Genomic DNA, 14,199 nt, shown 5'->3' with positions numbered 1-14,199 from the left:
CTACCAAAAGATAAGCTTTTGCTGGCGAGTTTGGAAGCGAAAGGACCACGATTTGCCTATTCTAGCTACTCATCCTCATCGTCGTCATCGTGCAGGGCGTCGAAGTCGATTTCCTGCGCCAATTCCAGCGCTTCTTCAATAACAGCATCCATCATCTCCTTGGTATCGGCATCGAGGGTGCGCTCGAAAAGCTGCAAAATCTGCTCGCCCTCGTCGTTCACGTATAGGTTGGTGTAAAGGCGCTCAAACAGTTTGGCGTCGCGGGTAATGACGTTGTCGATGTCGGCCACGGAGCGGGCACTTAGCGCGCGGTGCAGCACATCGAGCACCCGGCGACTTTCTTCGTGGTCGCCCAGGTCGGTGAGCAGCTTCAGCAAGGACATGGCCACGCCCAAGCGCACACGCTCGAACCGAAAAGGCACATCGGCGCGGGTGGCGTGCTCAAAAGTGGCATACGCGGCCGTATCGGGCTCAGTGAGGTAGTAAGCCGCGTCGGCGTCGGTGCGGAAGGCAGCGCGCAACAGTTGTTCGTAGCGGAGAGCACTCATGGTGGTAGTAAAATGTGGAAACAAAGGGGAGTTGAGGCAGACTTGAGTTGGACTCGAAAAAGCCCCCCGGCCGTTAAAGACGTAACCTAAAGGGCGAAAGGTACGATTGAAGAAAAGACGCGGACGTTTTTCAGTCGTCACCTCACCCCAGCCTGCCATTCAGAAGGCTAGGGGCCGGAGCACGATTTCTTCATTCTAACTCTATTATTTTAACCCTACCACTGATGACACATAAGAAAAAATGGCTGCTATTTGCCCCTTCCGGGCTCATGATTATTGGTTTCGGAACCTGCCTGATTCAATGGGCTACCGCTTTGCAGCGCAAACAGGTGCCGACTGGCGAGTGGGTAGCTGCCGGAACAGTAGCACTAGGCGTGTTTAACGCCGGGCTCTGCGTATTTGGCCGCGGTGTGGCCGAAAGTGTACTCTACGAAATTCGGGAGAAAGGCCCGTCGGCTGTCGTGGCCGCTGAGATTCCGCAGGAGTAACCCAGAGTAAGTGACCAGAAAGCCACAGCGTGAGGGCCATTATAGCTCGTCATTCTGTGGCTTTCTGCTGTTAAAAAGAGTACTATAACCCTTTTATTGCGAGCCTGAATCATACTAAAACCAGCCTGTAAAGGATGGCTTTAGCTGAACATTAGCCAAAGAGAACCGTAGGCAAATTGTTGTGTGGCCCCAGCGGGGAAAATAGATATAGGCTATTGTTAATCTGTTGATTACTGATTATTCAATTTGGTATTGTTCCAAATAACCAGGCTGCTCCGGCCTTGTTACACCTCCTGTAAGTGCTTACGGGCAGCCACACCACGGATTGCCTCTCCCGTCCTATAAAACACTGTCCTTTCCATGACAAACGATTCTTTACCCGACCAGTCCGGCGCGGCACCGGACGATGGCTCGAGGCGCAGCTTTATGAAGCAGGCGGGGGGCATTTTGGGCCTAGCTCTAGCGCCGCCCTTCATTAGTCAAGCTGAGCGCCTCACGGCTCTTTCCAAGAAAGTGCAGGGCGTATCCGAAATGCAACTGAAGGTGAACGGTACCGTGCGCACGCTGCGCGCGGAGCCCCGCGTGACTCTGCTCGATGCCCTACGCGAATACCTCGACCTGACCGGCTCTAAAAAAGGCTGCGACCTCGGCCAGTGTGGGGCTTGCACTGTGCTCGTGGATGGTCGCCGCATCAACTCCTGCCTGACTTTGGCGGTAATGAACCAAGGCAAAGAAATTACGACCATCGAAGGCCTAGCCAAAGGCGACGATTTGCACCCCATGCAGGCCGCTTTTATCAAGCATGATGGTTTCCAGTGCGGGTACTGCACCTCTGGCCAGATTATGTCGGGGGTAGCCTGCGTTAATGAAGGCCACGCTACCACGGATGCTCAAACCCGCGAGTGGATGAGCGGCAACCTGTGCCGTTGTGGCGCTTACCCGAATATCGTGGCGGCAGTACGCGAAGTACAACAGAAAGGAGGCGGCAAAGCATGAACAATTTCGCCTATCAGCAGGTCGGGAAGGTCAAGGGCGCCACCGCCATTCTGCGCGAAGACAAGCAAGCGGCTTTCATCGCCGGTGGCACCACGTTGCTAGACCTGATGAAAACCAACATCGAGCAGCATTCGCAGCTCGTTGATATTAATATGCTGCCTTTTAAAGGCATTGAGCAAACTAGTGACGGTCTGCGCATCGGCGCTTTAGAGCGTATGAGCGACGTGGGGGAGAGCAAATTAGTGGTGGAGCAATATCCGGCTATTTCGGAGTCGCTGCTGCTGGCCGCCTCGCCCCAATTGCGCAACATGGCTAGTATAGGGGGCAATTTGTTGCAGCGCACCCGTTGTGGATACTTCCGCGACGTGGCTTTTCCGTGCAACAAGCGCAACCCTGGCTCCGGCTGTCCGGCCCAAAAAGGCGACAACCACAACTTAGCCATTCTGGGGGTCAGCGACAGCTGCATAGCCAATAGCAACCCCGGAGACCTTGCCGTAGCTCTAATAGCGCTCGATGCGGTGCTGACGCTGGAAAATGCCAAGGGCAAGCAGCGCCGGGTACCGCTCACCAACTTCTATCTGCTGCCGGGCGCTACGCCACACAAGGAAAACGTGCTGGAGCCCGGTGAGTTGATTGTAGCCGTAACGGTGCCCACCGCGGCGCATGCCCGCCGCTCTACTTACCTGAAAGTGCGGGAACGGGCTTCCTACGCTTATGCGCTGGCTTCGGCGGCCGTGGGTCTGGATGTGCAAGGGGGGCAAATTCGCTCGGCCCGTGTAGCGTTGGGCGGAGTTGGAGCCCAACCTTGGCGCTCCCCCGAAGCAGAGAAAATACTGACGGGCGCTCCGGCCACGGAAGCTACGTTCCGGGCGGCCGCAGCCGCGGCTTTACAGGGCGCGCAGCCCCGCGAACACAACCAATACAAGGTGGAGCTGGCCAAAAATACTCTTGTGCGTGCCCTGCTTGACCTCACTGCTAAAGCTTAACTCCCGCAGACATGAACGAACCAAATTTCTTTGAGTCGCCCGGTGCGGGGGCAGCGTGGGCCAACCCCTCGACCGGGTAGATGGCCGCGACAAAGTGACGGGCAAAGCACGCTACTCAGCTGAATTCCCGCTGCCCGGCCTCACTTACGGCGTGCTCAAGACCAGTGACATCGCCAAAGGTAAAATCACGAGCATCGATACCACGGCGGCGGCCAAAGAGCCGGGTGTAATAGCGGTGCTCACCCACCTGAATCTGCCGAAACTAGCTCAGACGCCGAACACGCCGGAGGGCAAAAAGGCCATTGGCGCACCTATGGGCTTCATGCCACTTACTGGCGATGAGATTCACTATGCCGGTCAGCCGGTGGCGCTCATCGTGGCTGATACCTTTGAGCGAGCTACACACGCGGCCTCGCTGGTGCGCGTCAGCTACCAAACGGCGCCCACTATTTCTTCTTTCCTCGATCCGAAAGCAGAAATATTTGACCCGTTGAAAGTACAGGATGGCAAGACTCCTGGCCACACCCGTCGGGGCAATCCACAGGCGGCGCTGGCAGCTTCTGCTGTGCAGCTAAAAGCCACTTACAACCACGCTATTAACCACCACAATCCGATGGAGCCGGGCTCGACGACGGCCCATTGGGAAGCTGCTGACCGGCTGACCGTTTATGAATCAACGCAAGGGGTAACGCGCACCCAAACAGCGCTGTCGCAGATGCTGGGCCTACCGCGGGAGCAGGTGCGGGTGGTGACCAAGTACATTGGCGGCGGTTTTGGCTGCAAAGGCTCCTGCTGGCCGCATACGCCGCTCACGGTGCAAGCGGCCAAAGCCGTGGGTCGGCCGGTAAAGCTGGTACTAACGCGTCCGCAGATGTTTACTTCCATGGGGCATCGGGAAGACCAGACCCAAACCCTGACGCTGGGGGCCACGAAGGAGGGCAAGCTCACGGCACTGATTCACGAGAAAACGTCAACCACGTCGCCTTGGGATAACTACGCGGAGCCCAACAGTCGAATTATCAATTTGCTGTATGCGTGCCCCAACTTTGAGGCAACGTATCAGTTGGCCCGCGCCAATGTGATGACCTCCACGTTTACCCGCGCACCAGGCGAGGCGCCCGGTTCGTTTGCCATCGAGTGCTCCATGGATGATCTGGCTTATCAGCTAGGCATCGACCCTATCCAGATTCGGCTGCTTAACTATGCCGATAAGGACCCGACAAACGGTAAGCCGTGGTCGAGTAAGTCGCTGAAGCAGTGCTACGCCCGTGGTGCCGAGCTGTTTGGCTGGAGTAAGCGCAATGCGAAAAACGGCGTTACCCGCGACGGCCGCTACTTGATAGGCATGGGCATGGCCACGGCTAGCTACCCGGTGCATAACTCCCAGGGTACGGCCCGCGTGCGTCTTTACGCCGATGGCCACGCCGTAGTGCAGAGCGGCGCTACCGACCTCGGCACCGGCACCTATACCGTGATGACGCAGGTAGCCGCCGATTCGCTGGGCTTGCCGGTTGATAAGATCCGGTTTGAGCTGGGCGATACGCGTCTGCCGACAGCCCCAAATTCGGGTGGCTCAGTGGCGGCAGGCACGGTGTCCTCGTCGATTTATATGGCGGCGCAGGATGTGTGGCAAAAGCTGACCAAGCTGGCTATTCAGGATAAAAGGTCGCCGCTGTTTCGGGCTAAGCCGGAAGACGTGATAAATGAAAAAGGCCGTTTAGTGCTCAAAAAGGATACGACCAAGGGCGAAGACTTCGCTGCCCTGATGAAGCGCATTGAGCTAACAGACATCGAAGGTACAGGCAATGGTAAGTACGGCGCCGGCTACGAATCGGGGATGGCAGCTAGTCCCGCCGACTCGGGTCATAAAGATGATACTGCCGGACACTCCATGCACTCTTTCGGAGCCCATTTTTGCGAGGTGCGCGTTGATCCAGAGTTAGGCACGGTGCGCGTGTCGCGGTGGGTGAGTGTGCACGCGGCCGGCCGCATTCTCAACGCCAAAACAGCACGGAGCCAGATTATAGGCGGCAGTATTTTCGGTATTGGCTCTGCTTTGATGGAAAGTACACATCGCGACGACCAATCGGCCCGCTACACCAATGCTACGCTCGCCGATTATCATATACCCGTAAACGCTGATATTCCGGATATGCAGGTCGAGTTTATAGAGGAACACGACCCTTATATTAACGCAATGGGCGTGAAGGGCATTGGCGAAATTTCCATGGTAGGCGTGGCTGCTGCCGTAGCCAACGCGGTATTCCATGCCACGGGCAAGCGAGTGCGCGACCTGCCTATCACGCCGGATAAGATTCTGGGCGCTGGCGTCAACTCCTAATCAGCGTACATTTTAGTTATACAAAAAAGCCCCCTAGAAGCAGTTCTGGAGGCTTTTTATAGCAGCTTGAAAGCCTGACCTACTCTGTTTCGTCAGGGTTTTGCAGCGGGGAGAGGTTGGCAGCTTCACGGCGTCGCTCCTCGTCGTTTTCCATATCGTTGAGCTCGATATTAAGTGCATCACCAGAAATCTGGATTTCGCGTAGCGACATTGCCAACGACACCAGCAATGCCAGCAAACTCGCGCCAAATATGAACTGACCAGCCTGCACGAAGCCCGCAAACAATAGAAACATACACAGCACGCAGCCAAACATACTGGCAATACCCACCGCCTGCATATTGCGCACAATCACGAGACGCTGGCGCAGGTTCTGAATCTGAAGCATCAGATGAGAGCTATGCGTGGTCTGATACTGCGATTTGAGGGTGCGCACGCGGTTGGCCAGCGCCATAAAGCGGTTGGTGTAAGCCAACAGCAGTAGCGATAAGGCCGGAAAGAGTAAAGCCGGTGTGGTAAGCGTGATTTCCATAGCAAAAAGTCAGAGCAGATATCTGGTAGTGGCGCTAGCTGTCCTACAACACCTTCACCACGAGTTGCGAAGCGTGCTCGGGCGAATGATAGAGACGGTGCGTGGCTTTCTGAAAATCTTCCTCCTTTGCTTCGTAAATATTGGGGACGAAGGTCTGCGGATTACGGTCAACGAGCGGAAACCAAGAGCTTTGCACCTGCACCATCAGGCGATGGCCTTTGCGGAAGGTGTGGCACAAGTCCTGCAGGGCAAAGGGAACCGCAGTCACCTGGTTGGGCGTGAAGGCTTTTGGTTGAGAAAAGCTCTCACGAAAACGGCCACGCATTACCTCAGAGCGCACTAATTGCTGGTAGCCAGCAAGTTTGACATTGGGTAAATTACGTGGATTGTCGGGCGTGTCGTTGGGATAAACGTCGATGATTTTGACAATCCAATCAGCATCGGTGCCGGTGGTGGCTACTTGCAAAAGGGCTTGGATGGGGCCAGCAAGAGTCAGATCTTCCGTAAGTACGTCGGTTTGGTAGGTGAGCACATCAGGGCGGCGGCTGGCGAAACGCTGGTCGTCGGTCATGTACTCGCGCGTCATGCCGGTGGCGGTAGCTTCGGTGAAGGGCACAGGCTTGGCAGGGTCGCTGAGGTATTCGTCAAAAAGCCCCCCAGGTGCAGTAGTGGTAGGTTTGTTGAATGAAATTTGCCCCCCAGGCTGGAAAAATAAGGTGCGCTCCTGCGCCTGTTTGGGTGGCCAGGCATCGAAGGTGCGCCAGCGGTTGGTGCCACTCTCGAAGATGTAGGCTTCGGGCAATTTCGGGTCAGTTGGCTTCTCGGCCTTTAGATGCGCGCGAAAAAATGGCGCCTCAATGCTATCCTGATAGAAGAGCGACGGCGATGCACCGTAGGCCACATTACCCACCATTTCGCCAGTGCCCCGCGCCCAGCCACCGTGTACCCACGGCCCCATCACGATGCGATTGGAAAGTTTAGGGTTCTGGTTTTCGATGGTTTTATAAGTTTGCAGCGCACCAAAGAGGTTTTCAGCATCATTGAAGCCGCCTACAGTGAGCACGGCCGTTTTTGGGTTCAGGTCTTTCAGATGCGGGCGCAGATTGCGTGCTTGCCAGAACTCATCGTAGTTGGGGTGCGCCATCAGGTCGTTCCAGAAGGCGACATTATTCTTGAAATAGCGCTCATTGGCATTTTTGAGCGGACCCAAACGCAGGAAAAAGTCGTAGCCATCGGGGGTGCCGTGCTGGAACGAGGGGTTGCGGTTGGGCGTGGGCTGGGGGCGAGGCTGACCGAAGCTAGCCAGGAAGTTAAATGCGTGGGGCAGGAAGAAAGCGCCGTTGTGGTGAAAGTCGTCCCAAAACCAGTCCGCAATAGGCGCCTGCGGGGAAGAGGCTTTGAGCGCCGGGTGACGGCTAGTGAGGCCCACCGACGTGTAGAAGCCCGGATACGAAATGCCCCACTGACCTACGCGACCATTGTTGCGGGGGCCTTTTTTGACCAGCCACTCAATAGTATCGAACGTGTCAGTGCCTTCGTCAATGTCCTGTTTACCGCGTGGTTTATCCTTGGCTGGGCGCATGTTCACAAACTCACCCTCCGACATATAAGCCCCCCGCACGTCCTGATACACGAAAATGTAGCCCTCACGCATCATCGTGGGCGATGGGCCCAGCGCTGTTTTATACGTGTCGGGGCCATAAGGGCCGGCCGAGTACGGCGTGCGGTTCATGAGCACCGGGTAGCGCTTGGTGGCCGCATCGGTGGGAGCATAGATGATAGTGTGCAGCTTGTGGCCGTCACGCATGGGTACTAGCTGCTCCGTTTTGGTGTAATGCTGGCGCACGTACACCGAGTCAGCATTGATTTTCTGACCGTATGCGGTGGTGCTGGTGAGCAGCACGGCGGTAGTCAGTAGGCGAAAAAATAACGGTAGCTTCATCGGCGGAGGAAAAAGTGGACAGTCGGCAGAAAGAATACGACGAAAGTAACAGAGATTCGCGCACTGCTACCAGCGGAATAGTACCTTGCCTTGAAAGTAGCGCGCTAGGTTTGGCTCTGCCTAAGAGTTGAGCCGTCGGGCCGAGTGGTGCTAGACGTTGTGTTACGTGTCCTTTTTTTTATTCCAGCGCTGGCTGGTCATTTCTACTCTATGATGAAACCTGCTACCTGGCGGCCTCATTTCTGCGCTGGCTCCTTCCAAAACCTGCTTTTACTGTTGCTGCTACCGTTTTGGAGCCTGACTTCAACCCAGGCCCAAACGACTTCGCCTGCTCCAGCCGCGGGCACTCTGCTTACGCCTTCCCAGTTTCTGGGCTATCCGCTGGGGGGCAATTTTACGCCCCACTCGGAGCTGCTGCGCTACGTCGACCACGTGGTGCAGAACTCCGGCGGTCGGATGCGCTTGCAGCCCTACGGTCGGACTTATGAAAATCGGCCATTGGAAGTTGTGCAAATCGCTTCGCCCGAAAATCTGAGCCGCTTGGACGAAATTCGGCGCAACAATCTGCGGCGAGCTGGCTTGGAAAGCGGTGCAGCGAAGGCCTCTGACCCAGCCATCGTGTGGCTGAGCTATAATATTCACGGTAACGAAGCCGTGTCGTCGGAGGCCATGATGCAAGTGCTTTACGACCTGGCCAACCCCCAAAACCAGCAGACGCAACAGTGGCTACAGAACACAGTGGTACTCTTAGATCCGTGCGTGAACCCCGACGGACGAGAGCGGTATGCGCAGTGGTACAACCGCGTGCGCAACCGCACGCCGAATGCTTCGCCTTATGCCTGGGAGCACCACGAGCCTTGGCCTGGGGGGCGTTTTAACCACTATTACTTCGATTTGAACCGCGACTGGGCTTGGCAAACGCAGCAAGAAAGCCAGCAGCGGGTGGCATTGTATAGTCAGTGGCTGCCCCAAGTGCACGCCGACTTTCACGAGATGGGCGTAGATAACCCGTATTACTTTTCGCCCGCGGCTAAGCCTTTTCACGCCGACATCACGCCTTTTCAGCGGGAGTTTCAGAATACAATTGGCGAGTACAACCGCAAGGTGTTCGACCAAAACAACTGGCTCTACTTCACCCGCGAAACCTACGACCTGTTCTACCCTAGCTACGGCGACACGTATCCGTCGTTCAATGGCGCTATAGGTATGACCTATGAGCAAGGCGGCTCGGGCCGGGCCGGAGTCCAGATCCTGAAATCTGATGGCGACACCCTCACGCTCGGTCAGCGGATTTCGCACCATCATGCCGCCAGCTTGGCTACTATCCAAGCCACGGCCGAGCGCCACGACCCGTTGGTGCGGGAGTTTGAGAAGTACTACACTACTGCTCGCACCAAGCCCGGCGGTGACTATAAAACGTACGTGCTGGCCGCCTCCAACGACCCTGGCCAGTTAGAAACCCTCCGCAAATACCTCGAACGCCAGCAGATTAGCTATGGCTATGCGCCGCGTAAAATGCGCACGAAGGGCTTCAACTTTGCCAGCGGCAAAAACGAATCGGTGGAAATTCAACCCCGCGACCTCGTGATAAGCATGTACCAGCCCAAGTCAACGCTGGTGAAAGTGCTGTTCGAGCCCAAACCAGCGCTGGAGGATTCCTTGACTTACGACATCACCGCCTGGGCTTTGCCCTATGCCTACGGTTTGCAGGCCTACGCGCTGAAAGAGCAGCTAAAGGGCAGCGAGCCGTCGACTGCCAAAACTCCAGCAACACCAGTTCGCAACGCAGCGACTACTGGAACTCCATACGCCTACGTGGCGCGCTGGACCAACATCCAGGATCTTCGTTTCCTAAGTCAGCTGTTGCAGAAAAAGGTGAAAGTGCGGGTAGCGGAACTGCCTTTTGAAGCGGAAGGGCAAAAGTATCAGGCGGGTACACTGGTGATTACCCGCACCGGCAACGAAAATATGGGGCCGCGCTTCGACCAAATTGTGCGCGCGCAAGCCGACTCGATGGGGGTGATGGTGCAAGCCGTACGCTCGGGCTTCTCTACTACGGGGGCTGATTTTGGGTCTAACTCGGTGCGCTACGTGAAGCAGCCCACGGTGGGCCTGGTGGCGGGTGAAGGTATTTCGCCAACCGCGTTTGGTGAAATCTGGCACTTCTTTGAACAGCAAATTGGCTACCCCGTTACTGTAATAGGCACGGACTACCTGAGTAGCATTCCGCTGCAAAAGTTTGACGTGCTCATTTTGCCTGATGGCAACTACGCCGACATCTATCCTGAAAAGAGCCTCGAAAATCTGAAAGTCTGGGTGCGAGCCGGCGGCAAGCTCATTGCGATGGAAGGTGCCGCCGCTTATCTCGCCAACCGCAAAGATTTTCTGCTGAAAACGAAGCCAACCGACACCGCTGCTGCTAAAAAAGCGGCTCCGTACGCGCCCCTACGGCGCTACGCCGATGCCGAGCGCCGGCAAATAGAGGAGCGCGTGCAGGGCAGCGTGTACCGGGTGCAACTCGATAATACCCACCCGCTGGCCTTCGGCTACGGCTCCACCTACTACGCGTTGGTGCGCGATACGCTGAACTACCGCTTTTTGGGCGATGGTGGCTGGAACGTGGGTATTCTCAAAAAAGATGGCTCCGCAGCGGGCTTCACGGGGCGTCGGGCCCGCCAGAAGCTTACCGATACATTCGTGCTGGGTACTCAGGAAATGGGCCGAGGCCAAGTGGTTTACTTAGCCGATAATCCACTGTTTCGTGGGTTTTGGCAGGGAGGCAAGCTGCTATTTGGCAATGCCTTGTTTTTTGTTGGCCAATAGTCTAAAAGCTACTAATTGATACACAAAAAAGCCCCCAGAAGTTCTGGGGGGCTTTTTAATGCACAAAAATTAAATAAGACTAATCAACAACGTCTTCTACTTTGTTGCCGACTTTGTTAGCGCCTTTCTTCACGGCTTTGCCGGTTTTCTTGGCGCCTTTCTCAACGGCTTTGCCAGTTTTTTTGCCAGCGCGCTTTACGTCCTGAGTCGTGTTGTAACGCTTCTGACCAACTTCGGTGCGGCCGGTGCGGGTAGTGGTTTCTGACTTTACGGTACCATTGTCACGCACGTCAACTTCCGTTTTGGTGGTGTTGCCGGTAGCTTCGTTGCCAGTAGTAGTGGTAGTAGTCTGCGCGAAGGCAGCGGTAGAGAAAGCTGTTGCGAAGAACAGCAAAAGAGCCTTTTTCATAACGAATTTAATAGTTGAGGGAGAAGACAACTGTGTCTTACGGGGCCTTATACGGCAGGCCTGCAAATAAGGCTGTCCTATTTTCCTCTTTCTTTCGGTTGAGCTACAACTTGGGCTCCGGTGGCAGCAGCAATGAGCTGTCACCGTAGCTCAAAAACCGATAGTTGTGCGCTAATGCGTGGTCGTAAACTTGCCGCCAATCGGGGCCGATAAGTGCCGCTACAAGTAGCAAAAGCGTACTTTCTGGTTGATGGAAGTTAGTTACCAAGCCATTTACTACCCGAAACTGATAGCCCGGCGCAATAAGCAATTGGGTGGTAGCCCGCAGAAAGGAGGTACCCGTGCTTTCCAGATGCTGAAGCAGCTTTTCTAACGCCTCCGCGAAAGAAACGGCGGTTGCTTCCTCATAAGGCTGCCACTGCGCAACGTGCAACTCAGTAGCTGACGCGTCGGCCGATTGATTAGCCAGCTTCGCGCCCAGCCAATACATGCTTTCTAGTGTGCGCAAACTGGTAGTACCCACCGCTATAATAGGTTGAGGCGCATGTGACAGCAACTGCCTGAGCACGGCTGCTTCTACCACAAAATGCTCGCCGTGCATGGCGTGGCCGGCCATTAGCTCTGCCTTCACCGGTTGAAAGGTACCTGCGCCCACATGCAGCGTTACGCGCGCCGTTTGAAAGCCGCGCGCAGTCAGGTCGGATAGAACAGAGTCGGAGAAGTGCAGGCCGGCCGTCGGAGCGGCTACAGCGCCCTCGTTCGCCGCATATACCGTCTGGTAGCGCACGGCGTCCACATCAGTGTCCTCCCGGTTGAGGTAGGGCGGCAGGGGCAGATGTCCGGCGTAGCGCAATACTTCTGCGAAAGGCAACGCGGCTGGCTCCCAACTAAACTGTATAAGCGAATAGCCTTCGGCGGCCTCCACGCGCTCGGCCGTAAGCATAGCCGATTGCTTACCGGCCGTAAAAGCCAGCTGTACGGGGCCACTTTTCCAACGTTTGCCATTGCCGACCAAGCATTTCCAGATGCAACTGCCGGTTTGCTGCATGGCCGGCTCCACCGCCCGGTGGGGCGCTACGGGCTCCAGGCAAAATAACTCTACGATGCCGCCCGTAGGTTTTTGGCAAAACAGCCGCGCCCGTACCACTTTCGTGTCGTTGAAGACTAAGAGGGCGCCAGGGGGCAATTGTGAGGGTAAGTCGTGGAAGCGTTGATCGGAAATTTGCCCCCCACGATACACCAGCAGCCGTGATTGGTCGCGGTTGGGCAAGGGCTCCGGCGCGATGCGGCCAGGGGGCAAATCGTAAGTAAAATCCTGAATAGAAAGCTGACGAGGATCGGAGTAGGCAGACATGGCGGCAAAGGTAAGCAGGCCGTCGGCGGTGGGCGCAAAAGTCAGCCGCCCCAACAGAAGTGCTAATGCGCTACGTTGGGGCGGCTTGTTCTCTAAGCTCACAACAAGCTAATCGGCTCGTTGGAAAAACATCATATGCTGCTGGGGCAGGCTTTCTACACTTTCAATAAACTCAAGCCCCACAGCCGCCATTTCTTTGCGCGCCTGTTCTACACTCATTTTGTGAATACGCTTGATGGGCACATTCACGTCTTCGGCGCGATACTCTACCAGCGCCAGCCGCCCGGTAGGCGTGAGGCTCTTCCGAATAGCCGTCATCATTTCGCGTGGGTGGTCAAATTCGTGGTAAGCATCCACGATGAGCACCAAATCAACGCTATTGGGCGGCAAATTGGGGTTTTGCTTCGTGCCTAGCACGGGCTCCACGTTCGACACTTTGTTGCGGGCCTTATTTTCCTTCAGGTAAGCAATCATCTCAGGTTGAATATCAACGGCGAGTACTTTGCCCTGTGGCACCAACTGGCTCATCTGAAAGGTGAAATAACCCGTGCCCGCCCCGATGTCGGCCACTACATCGGTGGGCTTCAGCTTGAGCTCGCGCAACAAAATGTCGGTGCCTTCTTCTTGCCGCCGATCATCGCGCTCCAGCCAGCCCGCGCCCTCATGGCCCATTACGTGCGCAATTTGGCGACCCATATAATACTTGCCGATGCCGTTAGGATCGGTGGGGGGCTTTATTTGGTAGCCGCTGGTGTCGCGCGAAACACTGAGGCGCTGCTCCGTTTCGAGCGGGAAACGGCTTTCGGTGGGAGGCTGCGTGCAGGAAGTGGTCTGAATTAGCAGCGCGGCTGGCAATACAACCCACGAAAAAAACAGCGAAACGATATGCATAGAAAACAAACAGGGATGCTACGGATGAGCTAACAGCCAATAGGCCCGAAGCGTTCGGAAAATGACTTCGACCGCATATTGATGCTCCGCTACACGGGTAACTAAATAGTATAACGTCGGCTAATTCAGAAAAAATATATTCAAAACGACGATTTTATCCACCCCTTTCTACCTTTGGTCCGTACAAAACATCGTTTCTGTTTCTTTTAACCACATTTCACGCTCTATGAAACACTTATCCGGACTCTGGCACAAGCTAACGATGGTTGTAGCCGTAACCGCCGCTTTGAGCAGCTGTAATCGCGCCGAATACGCTATGCTGCCCAAAACAACATCGTATCATGGCACTGCACAGCGCGCCGTAACGGTAGCCCCGGCCACGGAGACTGTTGCCGTAACCGAAGCTGCTCCCGTTGCCGAAGCCCCCGCAGCAGTTTCAGAAGAAGTAGCTATTGCTCGCCCAGTTGAAGCACCTGCCGCCGCTGTAGCCACAACAGAAGCTCCTGCTACTCAGGTAGTAGCTGTTGCGCCCGCAAAGGCTGCCGTAGCTCCCAAGCTGAACCTGATGCAGAAAGCCCTTGTGCAAAAAGTTGTTGCTAAAGCTGATAAAATGGCCGGTAAGATGGCTTTCAAGCAACGTTCGGAAGTAGCTTCTGCCGATGATACGACGGCGCTCAATAGTAACATCCGGAATGGTCTCATTCTGTTGCTGGTTGGTCTGCTAGTGTCATTATTCACTGGTATCAGCGGCATTTTTGGCGTGTTGGGAGGTATCATCTCCATCATTGGTATTGTCTTGATCATCCTTGGCTTGCTCGATTCGTTGTAAGCCAATTGCAGTATTGCTTCAATCACAAAAAAGCCCCCAAAAAGATTCTGGGGGGCTTTT

Annotated in this window: 12 protein-coding genes; 6 read left to right on the top strand and 6 right to left on the bottom strand. The window is 55.5% G+C overall.

Annotated features, from left to right (window positions below; translation table 11 throughout):
* Positions 1-65 precede the first annotated feature (65 nt).
* The gene (locus G7064_RS07195) at positions 66-548 is read right to left on the bottom strand and encodes a hypothetical protein (RefSeq protein ID WP_166073058.1); all 483 of its coding nucleotides are present in this window, start codon (positions 546-548) and stop codon (positions 66-68) included.
* Between the two features lie 224 nt (positions 549-772).
* On the opposite strand from G7064_RS07195, the gene G7064_RS07190 reads away from it, so the two are divergent.
* The 4 genes from G7064_RS07190 to G7064_RS07175 all read left to right on the top strand — a co-directional run bounded on the left by G7064_RS07190 (position 773) and on the right by G7064_RS07175 (position 5,359).
* Positions 773-1,036: a hypothetical protein gene (locus G7064_RS07190; protein ID WP_133271955.1), complete on the top strand. Its 264-nt coding sequence runs from the start codon at positions 773-775 to the stop codon at positions 1,034-1,036.
* Between the two features lie 360 nt (positions 1,037-1,396).
* Positions 1,397-2,032 carry a (2Fe-2S)-binding protein gene (locus tag G7064_RS07185; RefSeq protein WP_166073056.1) on the top strand — a complete coding sequence of 212 codons (636 nt, stop codon included), beginning with the start codon at positions 1,397-1,399 and terminating at the stop codon, positions 2,030-2,032.
* The gene (locus G7064_RS07180) at positions 2,029-3,018 is read left to right on the top strand and encodes an FAD binding domain-containing protein (protein ID WP_166073055.1); all 990 of its coding nucleotides are present in this window, start codon (positions 2,029-2,031) and stop codon (positions 3,016-3,018) included. Before G7064_RS07185 ends, G7064_RS07180 begins: the two co-directional genes overlap by 4 nt.
* A gap of 55 nt (positions 3,019-3,073) precedes the next feature.
* Positions 3,074-5,359, top strand: coding sequence for a xanthine dehydrogenase family protein molybdopterin-binding subunit (locus G7064_RS07175; protein ID WP_166073054.1), 2,286 nt, complete (start codon positions 3,074-3,076; stop codon positions 5,357-5,359).
* A gap of 79 nt (positions 5,360-5,438) precedes the next feature.
* On the opposite strand, the gene G7064_RS07170 is transcribed toward G7064_RS07175, so the two are convergent.
* Both G7064_RS07170 and G7064_RS07165 read right to left on the bottom strand, forming a co-directional pair.
* Complete coding sequence (locus tag G7064_RS07170) at positions 5,439-5,891, bottom strand: DUF2721 domain-containing protein (RefSeq protein ID WP_166073053.1); 453 nt, start codon at positions 5,889-5,891, stop codon at positions 5,439-5,441.
* A gap of 43 nt (positions 5,892-5,934) precedes the next feature.
* Positions 5,935-7,833: a CocE/NonD family hydrolase gene (locus tag G7064_RS07165; RefSeq protein ID WP_166073052.1), complete on the bottom strand. Its 1,899-nt coding sequence runs from the start codon at positions 7,831-7,833 to the stop codon at positions 5,935-5,937.
* 210 nt (positions 7,834-8,043) lie between these two features.
* Between G7064_RS07165 and G7064_RS07160 the strand changes: the two genes are divergently transcribed.
* Positions 8,044-10,656: a M14 family metallopeptidase gene (locus G7064_RS07160; RefSeq protein WP_240935799.1), complete on the top strand. Its 2,613-nt coding sequence runs from the start codon at positions 8,044-8,046 to the stop codon at positions 10,654-10,656.
* Positions 10,657-10,735: 79 nt separating this feature from the next.
* Here G7064_RS07160 and G7064_RS07155 read toward each other — a convergent pair whose 3' ends face one another.
* The 3 genes from G7064_RS07155 to G7064_RS07145 all read right to left on the bottom strand — a co-directional run bounded on the left by G7064_RS07155 (position 10,736) and on the right by G7064_RS07145 (position 13,310).
* Positions 10,736-11,065 carry a hypothetical protein gene (locus G7064_RS07155; protein WP_133271959.1) on the bottom strand — a complete coding sequence of 110 codons (330 nt, stop codon included), beginning with the start codon at positions 11,063-11,065 and terminating at the stop codon, positions 10,736-10,738.
* A 103-nt stretch (positions 11,066-11,168) separates the two neighbouring features.
* On the bottom strand, positions 11,169-12,521 hold the full coding sequence (locus G7064_RS07150; protein WP_240935797.1) for an S-adenosylmethionine:tRNA ribosyltransferase-isomerase: 1,353 nt from the start codon (positions 12,519-12,521) through the stop codon (positions 11,169-11,171).
* Between the two features lie 6 nt (positions 12,522-12,527).
* Positions 12,528-13,310, bottom strand: coding sequence for a class I SAM-dependent methyltransferase (locus G7064_RS07145; RefSeq protein ID WP_166073051.1), 783 nt, complete (start codon positions 13,308-13,310; stop codon positions 12,528-12,530).
* Between the two features lie 226 nt (positions 13,311-13,536).
* Between G7064_RS07145 and G7064_RS07140 the strand changes: the two genes are divergently transcribed.
* Entirely contained in the window at positions 13,537-14,139 is a 603-nt protein-coding gene (locus G7064_RS07140; protein WP_166073050.1) for a hypothetical protein, read from the top strand.
* The last annotated feature ends 60 nt before the right edge of the window (positions 14,140-14,199 follow it).

Origin of the sequence: Hymenobacter sp. HDW8 (assembly GCF_011305775.1) — a bacterium.
GTDB lineage: Bacteria > Bacteroidota > Bacteroidia > Cytophagales > Hymenobacteraceae > Hymenobacter > Hymenobacter radiodurans.
The sequence above is the reverse complement of the archived record's forward strand: the minus strand, read 5'-3'. Positions and strand labels throughout refer to the sequence as shown.

Coding starts and splice junctions, on each gene's coding strand:
- G7064_RS07195 (WP_166073058.1), bottom strand. CDS start 548: ATGAGTGCTCTCCGCTACGAACAACTGTTGCGCGCTGCCTTCCGCACC.
- G7064_RS07190 (WP_133271955.1), top strand. CDS start 773: ATGACACATAAGAAAAAATGGCTGCTATTTGCCCCTTCCGGGCTCATG.
- G7064_RS07185 (WP_166073056.1), top strand. CDS start 1,397: ATGACAAACGATTCTTTACCCGACCAGTCCGGCGCGGCACCGGACGAT.
- G7064_RS07180 (WP_166073055.1), top strand. CDS start 2,029: ATGAACAATTTCGCCTATCAGCAGGTCGGGAAGGTCAAGGGCGCCACC.
- G7064_RS07170 (WP_166073053.1), bottom strand. CDS start 5,891: ATGGAAATCACGCTTACCACACCGGCTTTACTCTTTCCGGCCTTATCG.
- G7064_RS07165 (WP_166073052.1), bottom strand. CDS start 7,833: ATGAAGCTACCGTTATTTTTTCGCCTACTGACTACCGCCGTGCTGCTC.
- G7064_RS07160 (WP_240935799.1), top strand. CDS start 8,044: ATGATGAAACCTGCTACCTGGCGGCCTCATTTCTGCGCTGGCTCCTTC.
- G7064_RS07155 (WP_133271959.1), bottom strand. CDS start 11,065: ATGAAAAAGGCTCTTTTGCTGTTCTTCGCAACAGCTTTCTCTACCGCT.
- G7064_RS07145 (WP_166073051.1), bottom strand. CDS start 13,310: ATGCATATCGTTTCGCTGTTTTTTTCGTGGGTTGTATTGCCAGCCGCG.
- G7064_RS07140 (WP_166073050.1), top strand. CDS start 13,537: ATGAAACACTTATCCGGACTCTGGCACAAGCTAACGATGGTTGTAGCC.